The sequence below is a fragment of the Janthinobacterium sp. HH102 genome (genome assembly GCF_001758625.2).
Taxonomy (GTDB): domain Bacteria; phylum Pseudomonadota; class Gammaproteobacteria; order Burkholderiales; family Burkholderiaceae_D; genus Janthinobacterium.
The window spans coordinates 110,589-125,779 of record NZ_CP062062.1 but is presented as its reverse complement, the minus strand read 5'-3'; the positions used below and the strand labels follow the sequence as shown (position 1 = coordinate 125,779).

Here is a 15,191-nt window from a genome sequence, read left to right as displayed (position 1 = left end):
CGCCAGAGCCTCCCATGAACCGCACCGCAGAAATCACGCGCAACACCAATGAGACGCAAGTTCGCGTCGCCCTCAACCTGGACGGCACGGGCCAGCAAAAGCTCAATACCGGCGTGCCCTTCCTCGACCACATGCTGGACCAGATCGCCCGCCATGGCTTGATCGACCTCGATATCGAAGCGACGGGCGACGTGCATATCGACAACCACCATACGGTGGAAGACGTGGGCATCACGCTGGGCATGGCCGTGGCCAAGGCCATCGGCGACAAGAAGGGCATCCGCCGCTATGGCCACGCCTACGTGCCGCTGGACGAGGCGCTGTCGCGCGTGGTGCTCGATTTCTCGGGCCGCCCTGGCATCGAATACCACATCCCGTTTACGCGCGCCATGATCGCCGGCTTCGACGTCGACCTGACCCTGGAATTTTTCCGCGGCTTCGTCAACCACGCGGGCGTGACCTTGCATATCGACAACTTGCGCGGCACGAATGCCCACCATCAGTGCGAAACCGTGTTCAAGGCCTTTGGCCGCGCGCTGCGCATGGCTGCCGAGCTCGACGAGCGCGCGGCCGGCATCATTCCATCGACCAAGGGCAGCCTGTGAGCGCCGCTCTCGCTATATTGTAGATTCCGGGATCAAACATGAATAAAATTGTGGTGGTGGATTACGGCATGGGCAATCTGCGCTCGGTGGCGCAAGCCTTGCGTGCCGTGGCGCCAGACGCCGACGTGCGCATTTCCGGTGTCGCTGCCGACATCGACAGCGCCGACCGCATCGTCTTGCCGGGCCAGGGCGCCATGCCCGACTGCATGCGCAGCCTGCGCGAATCGGGCGTATTGGAGGCGCTGCTGCGCGCCGCCGACAGCAAGCCCGTGCTGGGCGTGTGCATCGGCGAGCAAATGCTGTTCGACGGCAGCGAAGAGGGCGACGCGGCCGGCTTGGGCTTGCTGCCAGGCAAAGTCGTGCGCTTCCAGCTCGACGGCCAGGTGCAGGAAGACGGCTCGCGCTTCAAGGTGCCGCAAATGGGCTGGAACCAAGTGCGGCAAACGGCGTCCCATGTCATGTGGGATGGTATCGCTGACAATGCGTATTTTTACTTTGTGCACAGCTATTTTGCTCAACCTCAAGAGGCGGCGCACACGGTGGGCGAGACTGTCTATGGTGCGCCGTTCGCCTGCGCCGTCGCCCGTGATAATATTTTCGCGACACAGTTTCACCCTGAAAAAAGTGCTGCCGCTGGCTTGCAGCTGTACAAGAACTTCGTTCACTGGCAACCTTAACGTTGGCTCTCCGGCTTTTTTTCCGCCTCTCACTCACTTTTAAACCACACTGACCATGCTGCTTATTCCCGCCATCGACCTGAAAGACGGTCACTGCGTACGCCTGAAACAAGGCGATATGGAACTTGCCACCGTATTTTCCGAAGACCCGGCCGAGATGGCCCGCCATTGGCTGATGCAAGGCGCGCGCCGGCTGCACCTGGTCGACCTGAACGGTGCCTTTGCCGGCAAGCCGAAGAACGAAGGCGCCGTGAAAGCTATCCTGAAGGCCGTGCAAGATTTCGCCGTGGAAAACGACATCGAGGAAATCCCCGTGCAGCTGGGCGGCGGCATCCGTGACCTCGACACCATCGAGCGCTACCTCGACGCCGGCATCACCTACATCATCATCGGCACGGCGGCCGTGAAAAGCCCCGGCTTCCTGCACGACGCCTGCGGCGCCTTCCCGGGCCACATCATCGTCGGCCTCGATGCCAAGGATGGCAAAGTGGCAACCGATGGCTGGAGCAAGATGTCGGGCCACGAAGTGATTGACCTGGCGAAAAAATTCGAAGCCTACGGCGTCGAGTCGATCATCTACACGGACATCGGCCGCGACGGCATGATGGGCGGCATCAATATCGAAGCCACCGTCAAGCTGGCGCAAGCCGTCAAGATCCCCGTCATCGCCTCGGGCGGCCTGCACAACATCGGCGACGTGGAAGCGCTGTGCGCGGTTCAGGCCGAAGGCATCGAAGGCGTGATCTGCGGCCGTTCCATCTATGAAGGCACGATCGACCTGGCGCAAGCGCAGGAACGCGCCGACGAACTGACCGACGCCGCCGTTTAAGCCTGCCCGGCCGGGACGCGCCTGCGCGCGTTCTGGCCTGGCGACAATCTGGAACCCATCATGCTTGCAAAACGTATCATCCCCTGCCTCGACGTGACCAATGGCCGCGTCGTCAAAGGCGTCAACTTCACGGAATTGCGCGACGCGGGCGATCCCGTGGAAATCGCCCGCCGCTATGACGAGCAGGGCGCCGACGAAATCACTTTCCTCGACATTACCGCTTCGAGCGACAATCGCGGCCTGATCTTCGACATCATCGAAGCGGTGGCGTCGCAAGTGTTCATTCCGCTGACCGTGGGCGGCGGCGTGCGCGTGGTGGAAGACGTGCGCCGGCTGCTCAATGCGGGCGCCGACAAGGTCAGCATCAACACCTCGGCCGTGACGAACCCCCAGCTGGTGTTTGAGGCATCGCAAAAGCACGGTTCGCAATGCATCGTCGTCGCCATCGACGCCAAGCAGGTGTCGCCCGGCAAGTGGGAAGTGTTTACCCATGGCGGACGCACGGCCACGGGCCTGGACGCGTTCGAATGGGCGCGTAAAATGGAAAGCCTGGGCGCCGGTGAAATCTTGCTCACCAGCATGGACCGCGACGGCACCAAGGTGGGCTTCGACCTGGGCCTGACGCGCGGCGTGTCCGACGCCGTCAGCATCCCCGTGATCGCCTCGGGCGGCGTGGGCGGCTTGCAAGATCTGGTCGACGGCATCAAGGTGGGCCGCGCGGACGCCGTGCTGGCCGCCAGCATCTTCCACTATGGCCAGCACACGGTGCAGGAAGCCAAGCGCTTCATGGCGCAGCAGGGCATCCCCATGCGCCTGGCGTAAAGACAAGCAAGTCAATATCAGCGGGATAGAAGAACATGCAGAACGGAACCATCGTAGCAAGCAATGCCAAGTGGCTGAAAAAGGTCAAATGGGACGAGCACGGGCTGGTGCCCGTGATCGCGCAGGAAGCGGGCAGCAATGACGTGCTGATGTTCGCCTGGATGAACCGCGACGCGCTGGCGCGCACGGTGGAGCTGGGCGAAGCCGTGTACTGGAGCCGTTCGCGCAAGAAACTGTGGCACAAGGGCGAAGAATCGGGCCACACGCAAAAGGTGCTGGAAATCCGCCTCGATTGCGACGAAGACGTGGTCTTGCTGAAAATCGAGCAAGCCGGCGGCATCGCCTGCCATACGGGCCGCCATTCGTGCTTCTTCCAGAAGTTCGAAGGCGACGAGAAAACGGGCGAATGGCAGATCACCGACCCCGTCCTGAAAGACCCTGAGACGATTTACGCGGAAAGCAAGAGCAAATGAGTGAAACCCTGAAGCGCCTGGCCGCCGTGATCGAATCGCGCAAGCTGGCCAATGGCGGCGACCCCGCCACCTCGTATGTCGCGCGCCTGTTTGCCAAGGGCGATGATGCCATTTTGAAAAAAATCGGCGAGGAAGCGACGGAAACGGTGATGGCCGCCAAGGATGCGCGCCGCGACAACGACCCGTCGAAGGTCTTGTACGAATGCGCCGACCTGTGGTTTCACTCGCTGGTGATGCTGGCGCAGTTCGACCTGACGCCGCAGCAGGTGCTCGACGAGCTGGCGCGCCGCGAAGGCCTGTCCGGCCTCGAGGAAAAGGCGGCGCGCAAGGACGAGCTGCGCGACGCCGGCGAAACAGACAAACACTGACCTACTGGAGCGTGCGTGGATAACTGTATTTTCTGCAAGATTGCTGCAAAACAAATTCCTTCGACCATCGTGTATGAGGATGACGACTTGCTGGCCTTCAAGGACATCAACCCGGCCGCCCCCGTGCATCTGCTGTTGATCCCGAAGCGCCACGTGGCGACCCTGTCCGATTGCGATGACAGCCATATGGAAACGCTGGGCAAGCTGCTGCGCCTGGCGCCGAAACTCGCCGCCGAATTCGGCTGCGCCGTCACCTATGACGCCGATGGCACGCCTGCCGGCGGCTTCAAGACCATGATCAACAGCGGCCCGAACGGTGGGCAAGAGGTGTATCACCTGCACATGCATGTGTACGGCGGTCCCCGTCCCTGGCGCGGCCAGCACTGATTTCGCCGTGCGCCGGGTTCGCGTGTATACTACCGGCATTGGTTGACGCTATTCGGGCACCGTCCCGCAAGGAGAATGTGATGGGTTCATTGAGTATTTGGCACTGGGTGATCGTTCTGGTTATCGTGATGCTGGTCTTCGGCACCAAGAAACTGGGCAATATCGGCGGTGATATCGGCAAGGCCGTCAAAGGCTTCAAGGATGGCGTCAAGGGCGACGATGACGCGCCGGCAGCCAATACCCCTCCTGCTGCGCCATCGCAAGTGGCCGACAAAAGCACCATCGACGTCGAAACGAAAGAGAAAAGCAAGTCCTGATAGCGTGGCGGGGCGCTTGCCTCGTCCGGTAACAGCCTTGTCCGCTTATGATCGATCTCGGTCTCTCTAAAATCGCCATCATCGGCGTGGTTGCGTTGATAGTCATCGGCCCTGAAAAGTTGCCGAGAGTGGCGCGCATGGCCGGCACCCTGTATGGCCGCGCGCAACGCTACCTGAACCAGGTGAAATCCGAAGTCACGCGCGAAATCGAGCTGGAAGAGCTGAAAAACCTGCAGAAGGAAGTGCAGGAGGCGGCCCATTCCGTCCAGCAAAGCGTGGAGAAATCCATGCATGGCGTGGAAAACTCAATCTCCGGCAACCTGGCCGAGGTGGAAAACGCGTGGCGCGGCGATTCCAGTTCGTATGAGGGGCAGCACGACGCCCATGAGGCCATGCTGCGCGCCACCAACGATGACCTGGCCCGCAAGGCGCGCGAATTTCGCCGCAAGAAGCTGGTGCGCAATTCCGCCGTTCCCGGCTGGTACAAGCAGCGCCATGGCGGCAAGCAGCACGTGCAGTCGGCGGCCGCCCGCGTGGCGCGTTTCCGTCCGCGTGCCAGTTCCTCCTCCTTTTACTCATGAGTAGCAAATCTCCGGTGGAAGAAACCTTTATCTCGCATCTGGTCGAGCTGCGCAACCGCCTGGTCAAGGCGTCGATCGGCATCGCCGTCGTCTGCGCCGTGCTGTTTTACTGGCCCGGCCCTTCGCATATCTACGATTTCATTGCCGCGCCGATGATCGCCTCGCTGCCGGCCGGCTCGAAAATGATCGCCACCGGCGTCATCTCGCCCTTCCTCGTGCCGATGAAAGTGACGCTGGTGATCGCCTTTATCGTCGCCTTGCCCTGGGTGCTGTACCAGATGTGGGCGTTTATCGCCCCCGGCCTGTACACGCATGAAAAGCGTTTGATCGCGCCGCTGGTCATCTCCTCGTCGCTGCTGTTCATGGCCGGCGTGGCCTTCTGCTATTTCTTTGTGTTTGGCCGCGTGTTTCACTTCATCAGCGACTTTTCGCCGTCGTCGATCGCGGTGACGCCGGATATCGAAAACTACCTCGATTTCGTCATGTCGATGTGCCTGGCCTTTGGCGCCACGTTCGAAGTGCCCGTGGTGGTGGTGATCCTCGTGCGCATGGGGCTGGTTTCCATCGCGAAACTCAAGGAAGTGCGCCCCTACATCATCGTCGGCGCCTTCGTCATTGCCGCCATCGTCACGCCGCCGGACGTGGTCAGCCAGTTCTCGCTGGCCATCCCGATGTGCCTGTTGTTCGAGCTGGGCCTGCTGGTGGCGCCCATCTTCGTCAAGGCTACCCAGGCGCCGGAAGAGGCGTCCTAGACGGCAGCCACAGGCGCAGACAAAAGCCGCTGACCTCCCCCGGGAGCAGCGGCTTTTTTGTTGCCAGGAAAGTGAGTGTACGCTTACTGCAGCATCAGTTTGCTGAGGATGCCCAGGTTGAGCAGGATCAAGGTGCTCATCATCCAGTAGACGTGTTTCATGTCCGCGTCATGGCGCAAGTCCAGGCGTTCCAGGCGGGCGTCGAATTTTTGCTCCAGGGAGTCTATTTTGGTGTCGAGCCTGAGCTCCAGCGCGTCGATCTTCACCTCCAGGGCGCCTACCTTGGTATCGACGTTCTGCTACACCAGCTTGATTTCCCCCAGCAGATTGCGCTCCAGCGCCGCCAGTTCGCCATGCACGACGACGGCCGAGCCCAGTACCTCGCCCAGGGCCGTGGCATGGGCTTCCGCCTGCTGCGTGGGCACCCCTGCCGAGGCGAGGCGTTTGGCGTAATCGAGGGTGTCGAACTGGATGGGCATATGCATGGACGCTCCTGAACTCACCCTAGCAGAAAAATCGGCAATTGCCAGTGAGGAGTGCGGTGGCGCCTGCCTTCCCGTCAGCTTAATGGACAGGGTAGCCGGTGGCTTGCGGCGGCGCAAACGCATGCAAAAAGGGCGCCGCGGCGCCCTTTGCAAGCTGACGGCGAGCGCCGCTTAATTCATCAATTCCTTGATGACTTTCACGGGCGCGCTGCCGTAGCTGAGGAATTGCTCGTGGAAATCCTTCAGCACGAACTTGTTGCCCAGCGCTTGCTTGCGCTGTTCGCGCAAGTCCATGATTTCGCTGTAGCCGCTGAAATAGCTGGTCAGTTGCACCGAGCTCAACTGCACGCGGCGCCATTTTTCCGTCGCTTCACGCTTGGTCTGGAACGCCTGGCGCGTCAGCAGGTCGAGCGCTTGCGCTTCCGTCATGCCCAGCACGTGCACGCTGTAGTCGAGGATGGTGTTGGTGACGCTGCGCAAGTTCCACTTCGAATACATCAGCCACATTTCCGGCGCGTTGTTGCCATAGCCCGATTCGAGCATCATGCGCTCGCCATACACGGCCCAGCCTTCGATCATGGCGCCATTGCCGAAGATCGATTTGACCAGCGACGGCGACTTGTTCGCGTACACGAGCTGCGTGTAGTGGCCGGGGATGGCTTCGTGGATGTTCAGGATCTGCAAGATCCAGTGGTTGTACTCGCGCAAGCTGCTTTCCGCCTGTTCCGGCGTTTCGCCGTCGAGAGGCGTCACGTTGTAATAGGTGCGGTCCTGCGGGCGGTAGGGGCCGGGCGCCTCGATGCTGGCGCCGGCCACGCCGCGCTGGTAGGCGGGTGTTTCACGCACGACCAGAGGCTTTTTCGGGTCCATCGTCAGCAGGTTGTGGCTGGTCACCCACTCCTGCAATTCCGGGATCTGGCGGCGGATTTCCGGCACGAAGTCGGCGGGAGCCACGTGCTTGCTGGACAGCTTGTCGATCACCATGCCGATCTTCGCCGTGCGGTCCGCCGGCTTGGCCGTGCTGCCCATGGTTTTCACCCACAGCTCGTCGGACAGGCTATCCATGTGCTCGAGCAGCTTTTCGCGCGCGGCCAGGGCTTTCTGGTACATCTGCTCGGCGCTCACGCTGGCCTGGATATCGTAGGCGAATTTCTGTTCATATAAATCTTTGCCGATGCGGAAGGAGCGCGCATTGCCGTTCTGCGCCAGCGCGGCATCCTGTTCCGTCAGCCAGGCCGCATAGCCTTGCACGGCCGTGCGGGCCGCGGCGATGCGCGCGTTGTACAGCTGCTTTTCCGCCGGCGTCAGGATGGAACCCTGTGCCGTCTTGTTCAGGTCGTCAAGCACGCTGAGCACGCCGGCGCTCTGGGCGATGGCCAGCTGCGTGTGCTCGCGCGTGGGGTTGACGATGCTGGCGCGGGCGGCCGCGTAGTATTGCGGCACGCTGGCGATACGCTTGAGCAAGGTGCGCAGGCGCTGCGGCTGGGCCGCGTATTCCGTGTTCAGGATGAAATCGATGGAGCCAGCCACGTTGTACTGGGCGGGATTCCATTCGAATTCGCGGAAGGTGGTCAGATACCAGCGGTCCGACTGCAATTTATTCGTCAGCAAGGCCAGGTCGGTGCGTTGCTTGTCCGACATCTTGCCGGCATTCAGCTTGCCGAACTTGCCCAGCCATTCTTCGATGAAGGCCAGCTGCTTCTGGCGGCTGGCCGCGTCGGGAATGCTCAGGTTGGCGGCGCCATCGTACTTGCCAACCGAAATCGCGCTTTCCGGGTCCAGGCGCCACAGGGCCGTGAGGAATTGGCCGCTGAGGTTATTCATGGAGCGGTCGCTGCTGTTCTCGCTGGCGACGGCCGCGACCGTCGCTGCCGTGGCCGCCGTGACGACGGCTGCCTTCTTGGCGACGGTTCTCTTCTTGCTGCTGCTGGTGCCGGCCTTGCCTTGCTTCTGCGGTTTCTTGGCGGCGCTGGCTGGTGTCAGGGTAAAAGCCATCATCAATGCGGCGAGCGCAACTTTATTTTTGATCAGCATAGTTTATCTCTTGAATATTTTGCTGTCTGTCAGTATCAGAAAATAATAAACTGATAATATAAGTAACAAACAACTATTGAAAGGTTGGCCTTGCTTGCCTGGGCGGCCCAAAGATTAGCATTAATTGCCGCCGCTGCGCAGTTTTTTGCGCCGGGAGCGCGCGGCGCTAGACGACGATGGCGCTGCCGCGCAGCAGGTCCTGGTGGCGCGCATTGATGGCCGCCACGGCATCCTTGCCGCGCGCCATGCCGGTGGCGTGGATTTCCGTTTCCTGCGTGTAGCGCTGGCTGACGCGCACCGTGTAGGACTGGAACAGCCAGCTCCAGAAGTTGGTTTCATAGACGGCTTCATCCATGTCGCGCCACTTGACGCCCGTCAGTTTCTTTTTCCACGGCAAGATGCCGGACGCCAGCCACACGCCCGCCTCGTCGTAGTACAGCTGATAGCTGCGGATGGTCAGCAGGCGGTAGGCGACGATCAGCGCCGAGCCGATCAGCACCACGAAGGCGGCGCGCGCGTTGTACTTGAAGGCCAGCGGCAGGGCGGCAAAGAACAGCAGCACGGCGATGATGAAGGTGCTGACATAAGCGGTCCAGGATTTGCCGCACAAAAAGGTGGCGCGCTGGCCGGCGCTGGTGGCGATATAGTCGGTCATGGCGTGGCATCAAAACAGGGAAAAACGATCATCGCATGGAACGCGGCTTCCCCGTGCATTTTTTCAAGCTCATCGCTTCAGCCCTTCCTGCAGCATGCCCAGCATGTCACTGGCCGACATGCGCGCGGCCGCATCGCTGCCTTCCAGCAGACTGTCGGCCAGGTCGCGCTTGTGCTGGTGCAATTCGACGATGCCTTCCTCGATCGTGTGTTTCGCCACCAGCCGGTAAATGGTAACGGGGCGCAATTGCCCCATGCGGTGGGCGCGGTCCGAGGCCTGGTCTTCCACGGCCGGGTTCCACCACGGGTCCATGTGGATCACGTAATCGGCCGCCGTCAAGTTGATGCCCATGCCGCCCGCCTTCAGGCTGATCAGGAAGACGTCGCCATCGCCCGCCTGGAAGGCGTCGACCCGGCGCTTGCGCTCCTGCATGGGCGTGCTGCCGTCGAGATACTGATAGCTGACGCCATGCTGCTCCAGGTGCTTGCGGATGAGTGTCAAATGGTCGACGAACTGGCTGAAGACGAGCACCTTGTGGCGGTTTTCCAGCAAGCCCGACAGCAGTTCGGCGAAGGCGGCCAGCTTGCTGCTGGCCAGGCCCAGTTCCGGCGCCACCAGTTGCGGATTGCAGCAGGCGCGGCGCAGTTTCATGATCTCGGCCAGGATCTGGATGGCCTTTTTCGAGGCCGGTCCTTCCACCATGGCCAGCTTTTCCAGCGCTTCGCGGCGCAAGGATTCGTACAGCGCCGTTTCCTGCGGGGACAATTCCACTTCCAGTACGATTTCCGTGCGTGACGGCAATTCCGACAGCACTTGCGTCTTCGTGCGGCGCAGGATGAACGGCGCGATCAGGCGGCGCAGCCGCAGGCGCGCGCCTGCCGCCGCCCGCTTGTCCTGATCCTTTTCGATCGGTCCCGCAAAACGCAAATTGAACTGGTCCAGGGTGCCCAGCAAGCCCGGGTTAATAAAACGGAACAGATTCCACAGTTCGCCCAGGTGGTTTTCCAGCGGCGTGCCGCTGGCCACCATGCGGAAATCGCCTTGCAAGGCCATCACGGCTTGCGAACGCTTGGTGGCGCCATTCTTGATCGCCTGCGCTTCGTCGAGCACGATCGTATGCCAGCGCACGCCGGCAAACATGGCGGCTTCCTGCTGCAGCAAGCCATAGCTGGCCACCACCACATCGAACGGCTGCAAGGTGAAGAGCATGTCGGCCCGGTCGCCGCTGCCGAACAGTTTGACGTTCAAGGTGGGGGCGAAGCGCTGCGCTTCGCTGATCCAGTTCATGCAGACGGACGTGGGGGCGACGACGAGGGTGGGGCCGTTCGGCGCGCGCGCCAGGATCAGCGCCAGCGCCTGCAAGGTCTTGCCGAGTCCCATGTCGTCGGCCAGGCAGGCGCCCACGCCCCAGTGCGCCAGGCGCGCCAGCCATTGGTAGCCGGCCAGCTGGTAGTCGCGCAAGTCCGCCTGCAGGGTGCTGGGCAGCTGCGGTTGGTAATCGTCGAGCGCGCGCAGGCGCAGCAGGTGTTCGCGCCACAACTTGTCGGCCTTGACGCCGCCCGCATCGTTGGCCAGCTCTTCCAGCGCAAACGCGGCCAGCGGGTGGATGTGCAAGCCATCGGCATGCGCTTCGCCATACGCGGCCAGTTCCGACAGGCGGCGGTGCAATTCATCGCTGAGGGCGAGGAACTGGTTGTCGCCCAAGGCCACGAAGCGGCTTTTATTGTTCTGCATCAAATCGAGCAGCGCGCGCAAATCCATCACCTTGTCTTCATCGATCTGCACTTCGCCGCTGGCGGCAAACCAGTCCTTTTCGCTCTTGATATTCAAGCGCATCTGGCCGCTGTCGATGCGTTTCGACACGCGCATGGTTTCGCCTTCGGGCCACGCCAGCACCATGCCGGCGGGATCGAGCGATTGCAGCTCGACCAGCAATTGCAGGCCCAGCGCTGGCTGGCCCAGCAGCCACTCGCCATGCTCTTCTTCCGCCTCTTCCAGCACCAGACATTTTCCGATCAGCTGGCGCTGCGCTTCGCGTTCCGCATTCAGGTCGCGCCGCGCTTGCACGGCCCGGCCCGCCACATCGGCAAACACGCTTTCGGCGCCGCTGCCCGGTGCGTAATAGGCGCCGTTGTCGAGCAGCGGGCGCACGAGAATTTGCATCTTCAACCCCTGCTGGTAGGGCAGCAAATGCACGTGCAGGCGGTGGTCGGCCGTGATGACTTCCGCGTCGCCGGCGCCGCCGCCGATGTCGGACTGCACGGTGACCATGGACGAGATGGCGCCGATGGCCTGCATCACCTGTTTTTCCGCATGCAGGGGCACGGACAAGCCCAGACCCACGATGGCGCCGATGCGCCGGTGCTCGTCGAGGATGTGCACCACGCGCAGGCGTGTCGGCGTCTCGCGCTGCACCACGACGTTGCCGCCGCTGTCGGGCAGCGGCGGCTGCATGCCCAGCCACAGCTGTCCCTCGTGCGACTTGATCAGGAGTTCGGGCGCGCCGGCGATCAGTTCCACGCGCGTGTCGGGGTGATCGAGCCAGAAGACAAGCGGGTGGCCCACCAGCAGCACGGCAGCCTTGTCCAGCTCGATTTCATAGCGCGGTGCCGACGAATAATATTGTTTGAACGGCGCGATGCTGCCGGCCGCGCGCGCGTCTTGCGGCGTGAGGAAATCGATGTCGCCCGCCTCTTCGGCCAGGCGCTTGAGGCCCATGGCGCGGCCCTTGCTCCAGCCGCCCCGCGCGTCGCGTTTCTGCTCGCGCACTTCCACGGCCGTGAGGCCGAAGCGCGGGTCGAACGCCACCAGCCACACGAGGCGCGAGACGCCGCCCAGCGCTTCGGCGGGCGCGTTCTGCTGCAGGTTGATCAGCGCGCTCAGCTGGCGCTGCCACGCTTCCTGGCGCTCGAACCACGGCGCCATGTCCGTCAGACCGTGTTGCGCCCGTTTGGCCGTGGCATAGCGCTCCTGCTGCGGCTCGCCCAGCAAGCCCAGTAAGCCGGCCGCCTGCGCGCCAATCAGGTCGTAGCCGGCCGCGTCCGCTTGCTGCACCAACAGGCGCAGTTGATCCTTGCGCTCGCTCAATTGCGGTAGCGCAAGCCAGTAGTACAGCAAGGCCTGGAACAGCTGCGCCTGCAGTCCCGTTTCCCAGCTGCGCGTGGGGATCGCATCGGCTTGCAGCACGCCGGCGCGCACCAGGCGCAAGGTATTGAGTTGCTGGTAGACGATGCTGTCGTGGTTCGGTTGCGCATGCAGCGCGATATCGAGGTAGGTCTCCGCGCTTTTCAGCAGCTTGGCGTCGTTGCCGCGCAGCAAGGCCAGCACGTACAGGTGGCCGCCGATGCCCGTAAAGCACAGCTTGCGCTTGCCTGTTTCCTTGCGCAACCCTTTCAGGGCCGTTTCAAAGCCCGCCACGGCGTGCGCATGTTCGCCGCGCAACAGGGCGATGCTGCTGTCGACAAACAGCGCCTGCGGCCCCTGCTGGCCCGCCAGGTAGCGCGCGGCCGCGTCGAGTTCGCCGCACAGCAGGGCGTCCTCGGCCAAGGCCAGCGGCAGGGCGGTGCCGATGTGGTCGCCCGCGGCCGCCTGGCGCGCGTGGTGCGCGCGCGCGTAGGTACGGATGGCGTGCGCCGTGGCCGGTTCGCGCGGGGCGTTGCCCAGCAGCACGGCGAGGATGTCGTCCTGCAATTGCGGCATGACGAAAGACAACATTTCCGGCTCGAACGGCCGGCCGAAGATCTCGATCAGCGGATGCAGCTGCTGCGCTTCATAGCACGCCATGCAGGCAGCCAGGATGGCGGCCACGTGGCGCACCTCGTCATTGCGCAAGAGGGCGATGCGCAGGCGCGCCACGCCCTGGCGGTAACTGCGCAATTCCACATAGCCATCCCAGTTGCGGCGCACGGGGTTGATCAGCTCGATGGCCTGGCACAGGTCGCGGAACACCAGGTGCTCGATGGCGGCGCGCATGGCGGGCCAGCGCAGCCTGGCTTCGCAGGCAAAACCGCGCCCCACCACCTCGCTGGCCAGCGCCAGACGCGTCAGCCGTTGCAGCATGTTGGTTACCACCAGCAGGGAAAACGGCGTGCCGTCCGGCTCGACGACATTGGCGCGCTGCAAGTGTTCATACACGGCATGCTTGCCCACGGGTTCGCCCGCGATGGCCAGCAAGGCCAGGATCATCTGTTCGTGCTGCTCCAGTGCGGCGAACTCGTCCAGCAGATGTTGCTCTACATGCTGTTCGCTCATGCGGGCAAGTTGGCGATGTGCACGGGCGGCTCGCCGGCCGTCACGGGCAGGCCGAATACGCGCTGATAGAAATACAGTTCCGCGTCGAGGGTGCGCACGATGTTTTCCGCCTTGCGGAAGCCGTGGCCCTCGCCTTCGAGCGGCACGTAGGCGACGGGCACGCCGCGCGCCTGCAGGGCGTCGACCATCAGCTGCGATTGCTGCGGCGGCACCACCTTGTCATCGAGGCCCTGGAAGAAGATCATCGGACGCGACAATTTATCCGTGTGGTGGATGGGCGAGCGCTCGCGGTACAGCGCCTCGGCTTGCGGCTGGGGGGCGATCAGGTAATCGGTGTAGCGCGATTCGAATTTGTGCGAATCGTCGTCCAGGCCCTTCAGGTCGGATACGCCATAGTAGCTGGCGCCGGCCTTGAAGACGTCGTGGAAGGTCAAGGCGCACAGGGTCGTCAGGCCGCCCGCGCTGCCGCCGCGGATGATCAGGCGTTCCGGGTCGGCCAGGCCGTTGGCGGCCAGGTAGCGGGCGCCGGCGATGCAGTCTTCCACGTCGACGATGCCCCACTGACCGCGCAGCGCGTCGCGGTATTCGCGGCCGAAACCGCTGCTGCCGCCGTAGTTGACGTCGAGCACGCCGATGCCGCGGCTGGTCCAGTATTGCGTCGCCAGCTTTAAGGTATTGCTGGCCATGCTGGTGGGGCCGCCATGACTGATGACGATGACAGGCGGCAAGGTGCCTGCCGGCGCCTGCACGTCGCCATTCGTGGGCGCATAGAAGAACGCGTACGCCGTGCGGCCATTGCTGCTAGGGAAACTCAAGCTGCGCGGCACGGACAGGTAAGCCAGCGCGGGCAAGGCCGTGATCGACTGCGCCAGCACTTCCAGTTCATGGTTCGACAGGTCAATGCGCGCCAGTTCCAGCGCGATGGTGGGACTGCCGCCGAGCAGCGCGACGAAGCCGGGCCCCACGCGCAGTTCGCGGATTTCCTGGTACGGGTGCGGTATCGGTTCCAGCTTGGCCGCCGTCACGTTCAATTGCGCCAGGTAGCTGATGCCGGACTGGATATACGTGCAGACGATCTCGTCGTCAGAAAGAAAACCGTACATGCTGCCGCCGAAGGTCCAGTGCGGCGTGGCAAATTCCGCTTCCATCGGGCACAGCGCCTCGATGTCGGCGCCGTGCAGACGGTACAAATTCCACCAGCCGCTGCTGTCGGAAACGAAGTGCAGCAAGCCGTTCGGCGACCATTCCGGCTGGCAAATCGACTCGCGCGCGCCGCCGGCGATCAGGCGGGGAGAGCCCAGCGTGCCGTCCGCCTGCACGTCGGCCAGCCACAGCTCCGTGCCTTGCCACGGCAGGCGCGGGTGGTCCCAGCTGATCCAGGCGAGCTGGCTGCCGTCCGGCGACAAACGCGGCGCCGCATAAAAATCGTGGCCGCGCGCCAGCACCGTTTCGTGCCCGTCGAAGCCGACGGCGGCCAGGCAGTTTTCCGGCTGCGCATGTCCCTCTGCCGGATGCTGTTCGCGCACGGCGATCAGGCGGGCACGGGCCGCATCGACGACGAAGTCCGCGTGGCGCGTATTGCCGCCCGTGGTGAACGCTTCGGGCGCGGCGTCGCCGGCCACGCGGTACAGGCAATTGTCGGCGAAATGCGAGAAATACACGGTATTGCCGGCCACCGCATACGCGCCGCCGCCGTATTCATGCACGCGGGTGCGCACATTGAACGGCGCTGGCGTGAGTTCATCGACACGCGCGCCGCGCTGGCGCAGCAGGGTGTTGCGGCCCGCCTCGCTGGCGCGCCCGGCCAGCCAGAACACGTCGGCGCCATCCGCTCCCCCGAGGGCCAGCTGCGTCAGCGGCGAGGCGCCGGCGGCGACGATGGCCGCGCTGATCGGCGATGGCCAAATGCCATAAGGGGTGCTGGATGCGGTCGAGGTCATGCGGGCTCCGTGTCG

The 15,191-nt window shown here is 63.2% G+C and carries 16 protein-coding genes; 10 read left to right on the top strand and 6 right to left on the bottom strand.

The window, feature by feature from the left end; translation table 11 throughout:
* Positions 1-14 precede the first annotated feature (14 nt).
* From hisB to tatC, 10 genes are all read left to right on the top strand, one after another.
* Positions 15-605, top strand: a complete 591-nt coding sequence (hisB, locus tag JAB4_RS00550; protein ID WP_010402123.1) for an imidazoleglycerol-phosphate dehydratase HisB — start codon at positions 15-17, stop codon at positions 603-605.
* 38 nt (positions 606-643) lie between these two features.
* Positions 644-1,282 carry an imidazole glycerol phosphate synthase subunit HisH gene (gene hisH / locus JAB4_RS00545; protein WP_071650181.1) on the top strand — a complete coding sequence of 213 codons (639 nt, stop codon included), beginning with the start codon at positions 644-646 and terminating at the stop codon, positions 1,280-1,282.
* Positions 1,283-1,337: 55 nt separating this feature from the next.
* Positions 1,338-2,111, top strand: a complete 774-nt coding sequence (gene hisA / locus JAB4_RS00540) for a 1-(5-phosphoribosyl)-5-[(5-phosphoribosylamino)methylideneamino]imidazole-4-carboxamide isomerase (RefSeq protein ID WP_070219639.1) — start codon at positions 1,338-1,340, stop codon at positions 2,109-2,111.
* Between the two features lie 60 nt (positions 2,112-2,171).
* Complete coding sequence (gene hisF, locus JAB4_RS00535; protein WP_070219637.1) at positions 2,172-2,933, top strand: imidazole glycerol phosphate synthase subunit HisF; 762 nt, start codon at positions 2,172-2,174, stop codon at positions 2,931-2,933.
* 35 nt (positions 2,934-2,968) lie between these two features.
* Positions 2,969-3,406 carry a phosphoribosyl-AMP cyclohydrolase gene (gene hisI, locus JAB4_RS00530; RefSeq protein WP_070219635.1) on the top strand — a complete coding sequence of 146 codons (438 nt, stop codon included), beginning with the start codon at positions 2,969-2,971 and terminating at the stop codon, positions 3,404-3,406.
* On the top strand, positions 3,403-3,774 hold the full coding sequence (locus tag JAB4_RS00525; protein WP_034753849.1) for a phosphoribosyl-ATP diphosphatase: 372 nt from the start codon (positions 3,403-3,405) through the stop codon (positions 3,772-3,774). The genes hisI and JAB4_RS00525 overlap by 4 nt, the downstream gene beginning before the upstream one ends.
* 15 nt (positions 3,775-3,789) lie before the next feature.
* Entirely contained in the window at positions 3,790-4,161 is a 372-nt protein-coding gene (locus tag JAB4_RS00520) for a histidine triad nucleotide-binding protein (protein WP_070219634.1), read from the top strand.
* An 80-nt stretch (positions 4,162-4,241) separates the two neighbouring features.
* Positions 4,242-4,478, top strand: a complete 237-nt coding sequence (tatA, locus tag JAB4_RS00515) for a Sec-independent protein translocase subunit TatA (protein ID WP_046683197.1) — start codon at positions 4,242-4,244, stop codon at positions 4,476-4,478.
* Between the two features lie 47 nt (positions 4,479-4,525).
* A complete protein-coding gene (gene tatB / locus JAB4_RS00510; protein WP_070219632.1) occupies positions 4,526-5,059 on the top strand; it encodes a Sec-independent protein translocase protein TatB in 534 nt (177 codons plus the stop codon).
* Complete coding sequence (gene tatC / locus JAB4_RS00505) at positions 5,056-5,811, top strand: twin-arginine translocase subunit TatC (RefSeq protein ID WP_035823092.1); 756 nt, start codon at positions 5,056-5,058, stop codon at positions 5,809-5,811. Before tatB ends, tatC begins: the two co-directional genes overlap by 4 nt.
* A gap of 83 nt (positions 5,812-5,894) precedes the next feature.
* Here the strand turns inward: tatC and JAB4_RS00500 are convergent, their stop codons facing one another.
* The 6 genes from JAB4_RS00500 to JAB4_RS00475 form a co-directional block, all read right to left on the bottom strand.
* A complete protein-coding gene (locus JAB4_RS00500; protein ID WP_070219630.1) occupies positions 5,895-6,077 on the bottom strand; it encodes a hypothetical protein in 183 nt (60 codons plus the stop codon).
* Positions 6,078-6,110: 33 nt separating this feature from the next.
* Complete coding sequence (locus tag JAB4_RS00495; protein ID WP_070219628.1) at positions 6,111-6,296, bottom strand: hypothetical protein; 186 nt, start codon at positions 6,294-6,296, stop codon at positions 6,111-6,113.
* A gap of 171 nt (positions 6,297-6,467) precedes the next feature.
* Positions 6,468-8,327 carry a DUF885 domain-containing protein gene (locus tag JAB4_RS00490; RefSeq protein ID WP_070219694.1) on the bottom strand — a complete coding sequence of 620 codons (1,860 nt, stop codon included), beginning with the start codon at positions 8,325-8,327 and terminating at the stop codon, positions 6,468-6,470.
* A 169-nt stretch (positions 8,328-8,496) separates the two neighbouring features.
* Positions 8,497-8,985 carry a hypothetical protein gene (locus tag JAB4_RS00485; RefSeq protein ID WP_070219626.1) on the bottom strand — a complete coding sequence of 163 codons (489 nt, stop codon included), beginning with the start codon at positions 8,983-8,985 and terminating at the stop codon, positions 8,497-8,499.
* A gap of 69 nt (positions 8,986-9,054) precedes the next feature.
* Positions 9,055-13,236 carry a DEAD/DEAH box helicase gene (locus tag JAB4_RS00480; protein ID WP_070219624.1) on the bottom strand — a complete coding sequence of 1,394 codons (4,182 nt, stop codon included), beginning with the start codon at positions 13,234-13,236 and terminating at the stop codon, positions 9,055-9,057.
* Entirely contained in the window at positions 13,233-15,176 is a 1,944-nt protein-coding gene (locus tag JAB4_RS00475) for a prolyl oligopeptidase family serine peptidase (protein WP_070219622.1), read from the bottom strand. Before JAB4_RS00475 ends, JAB4_RS00480 begins: the two co-directional genes overlap by 4 nt.
* Between the last annotated feature and the right edge of the window lie 15 nt (positions 15,177-15,191).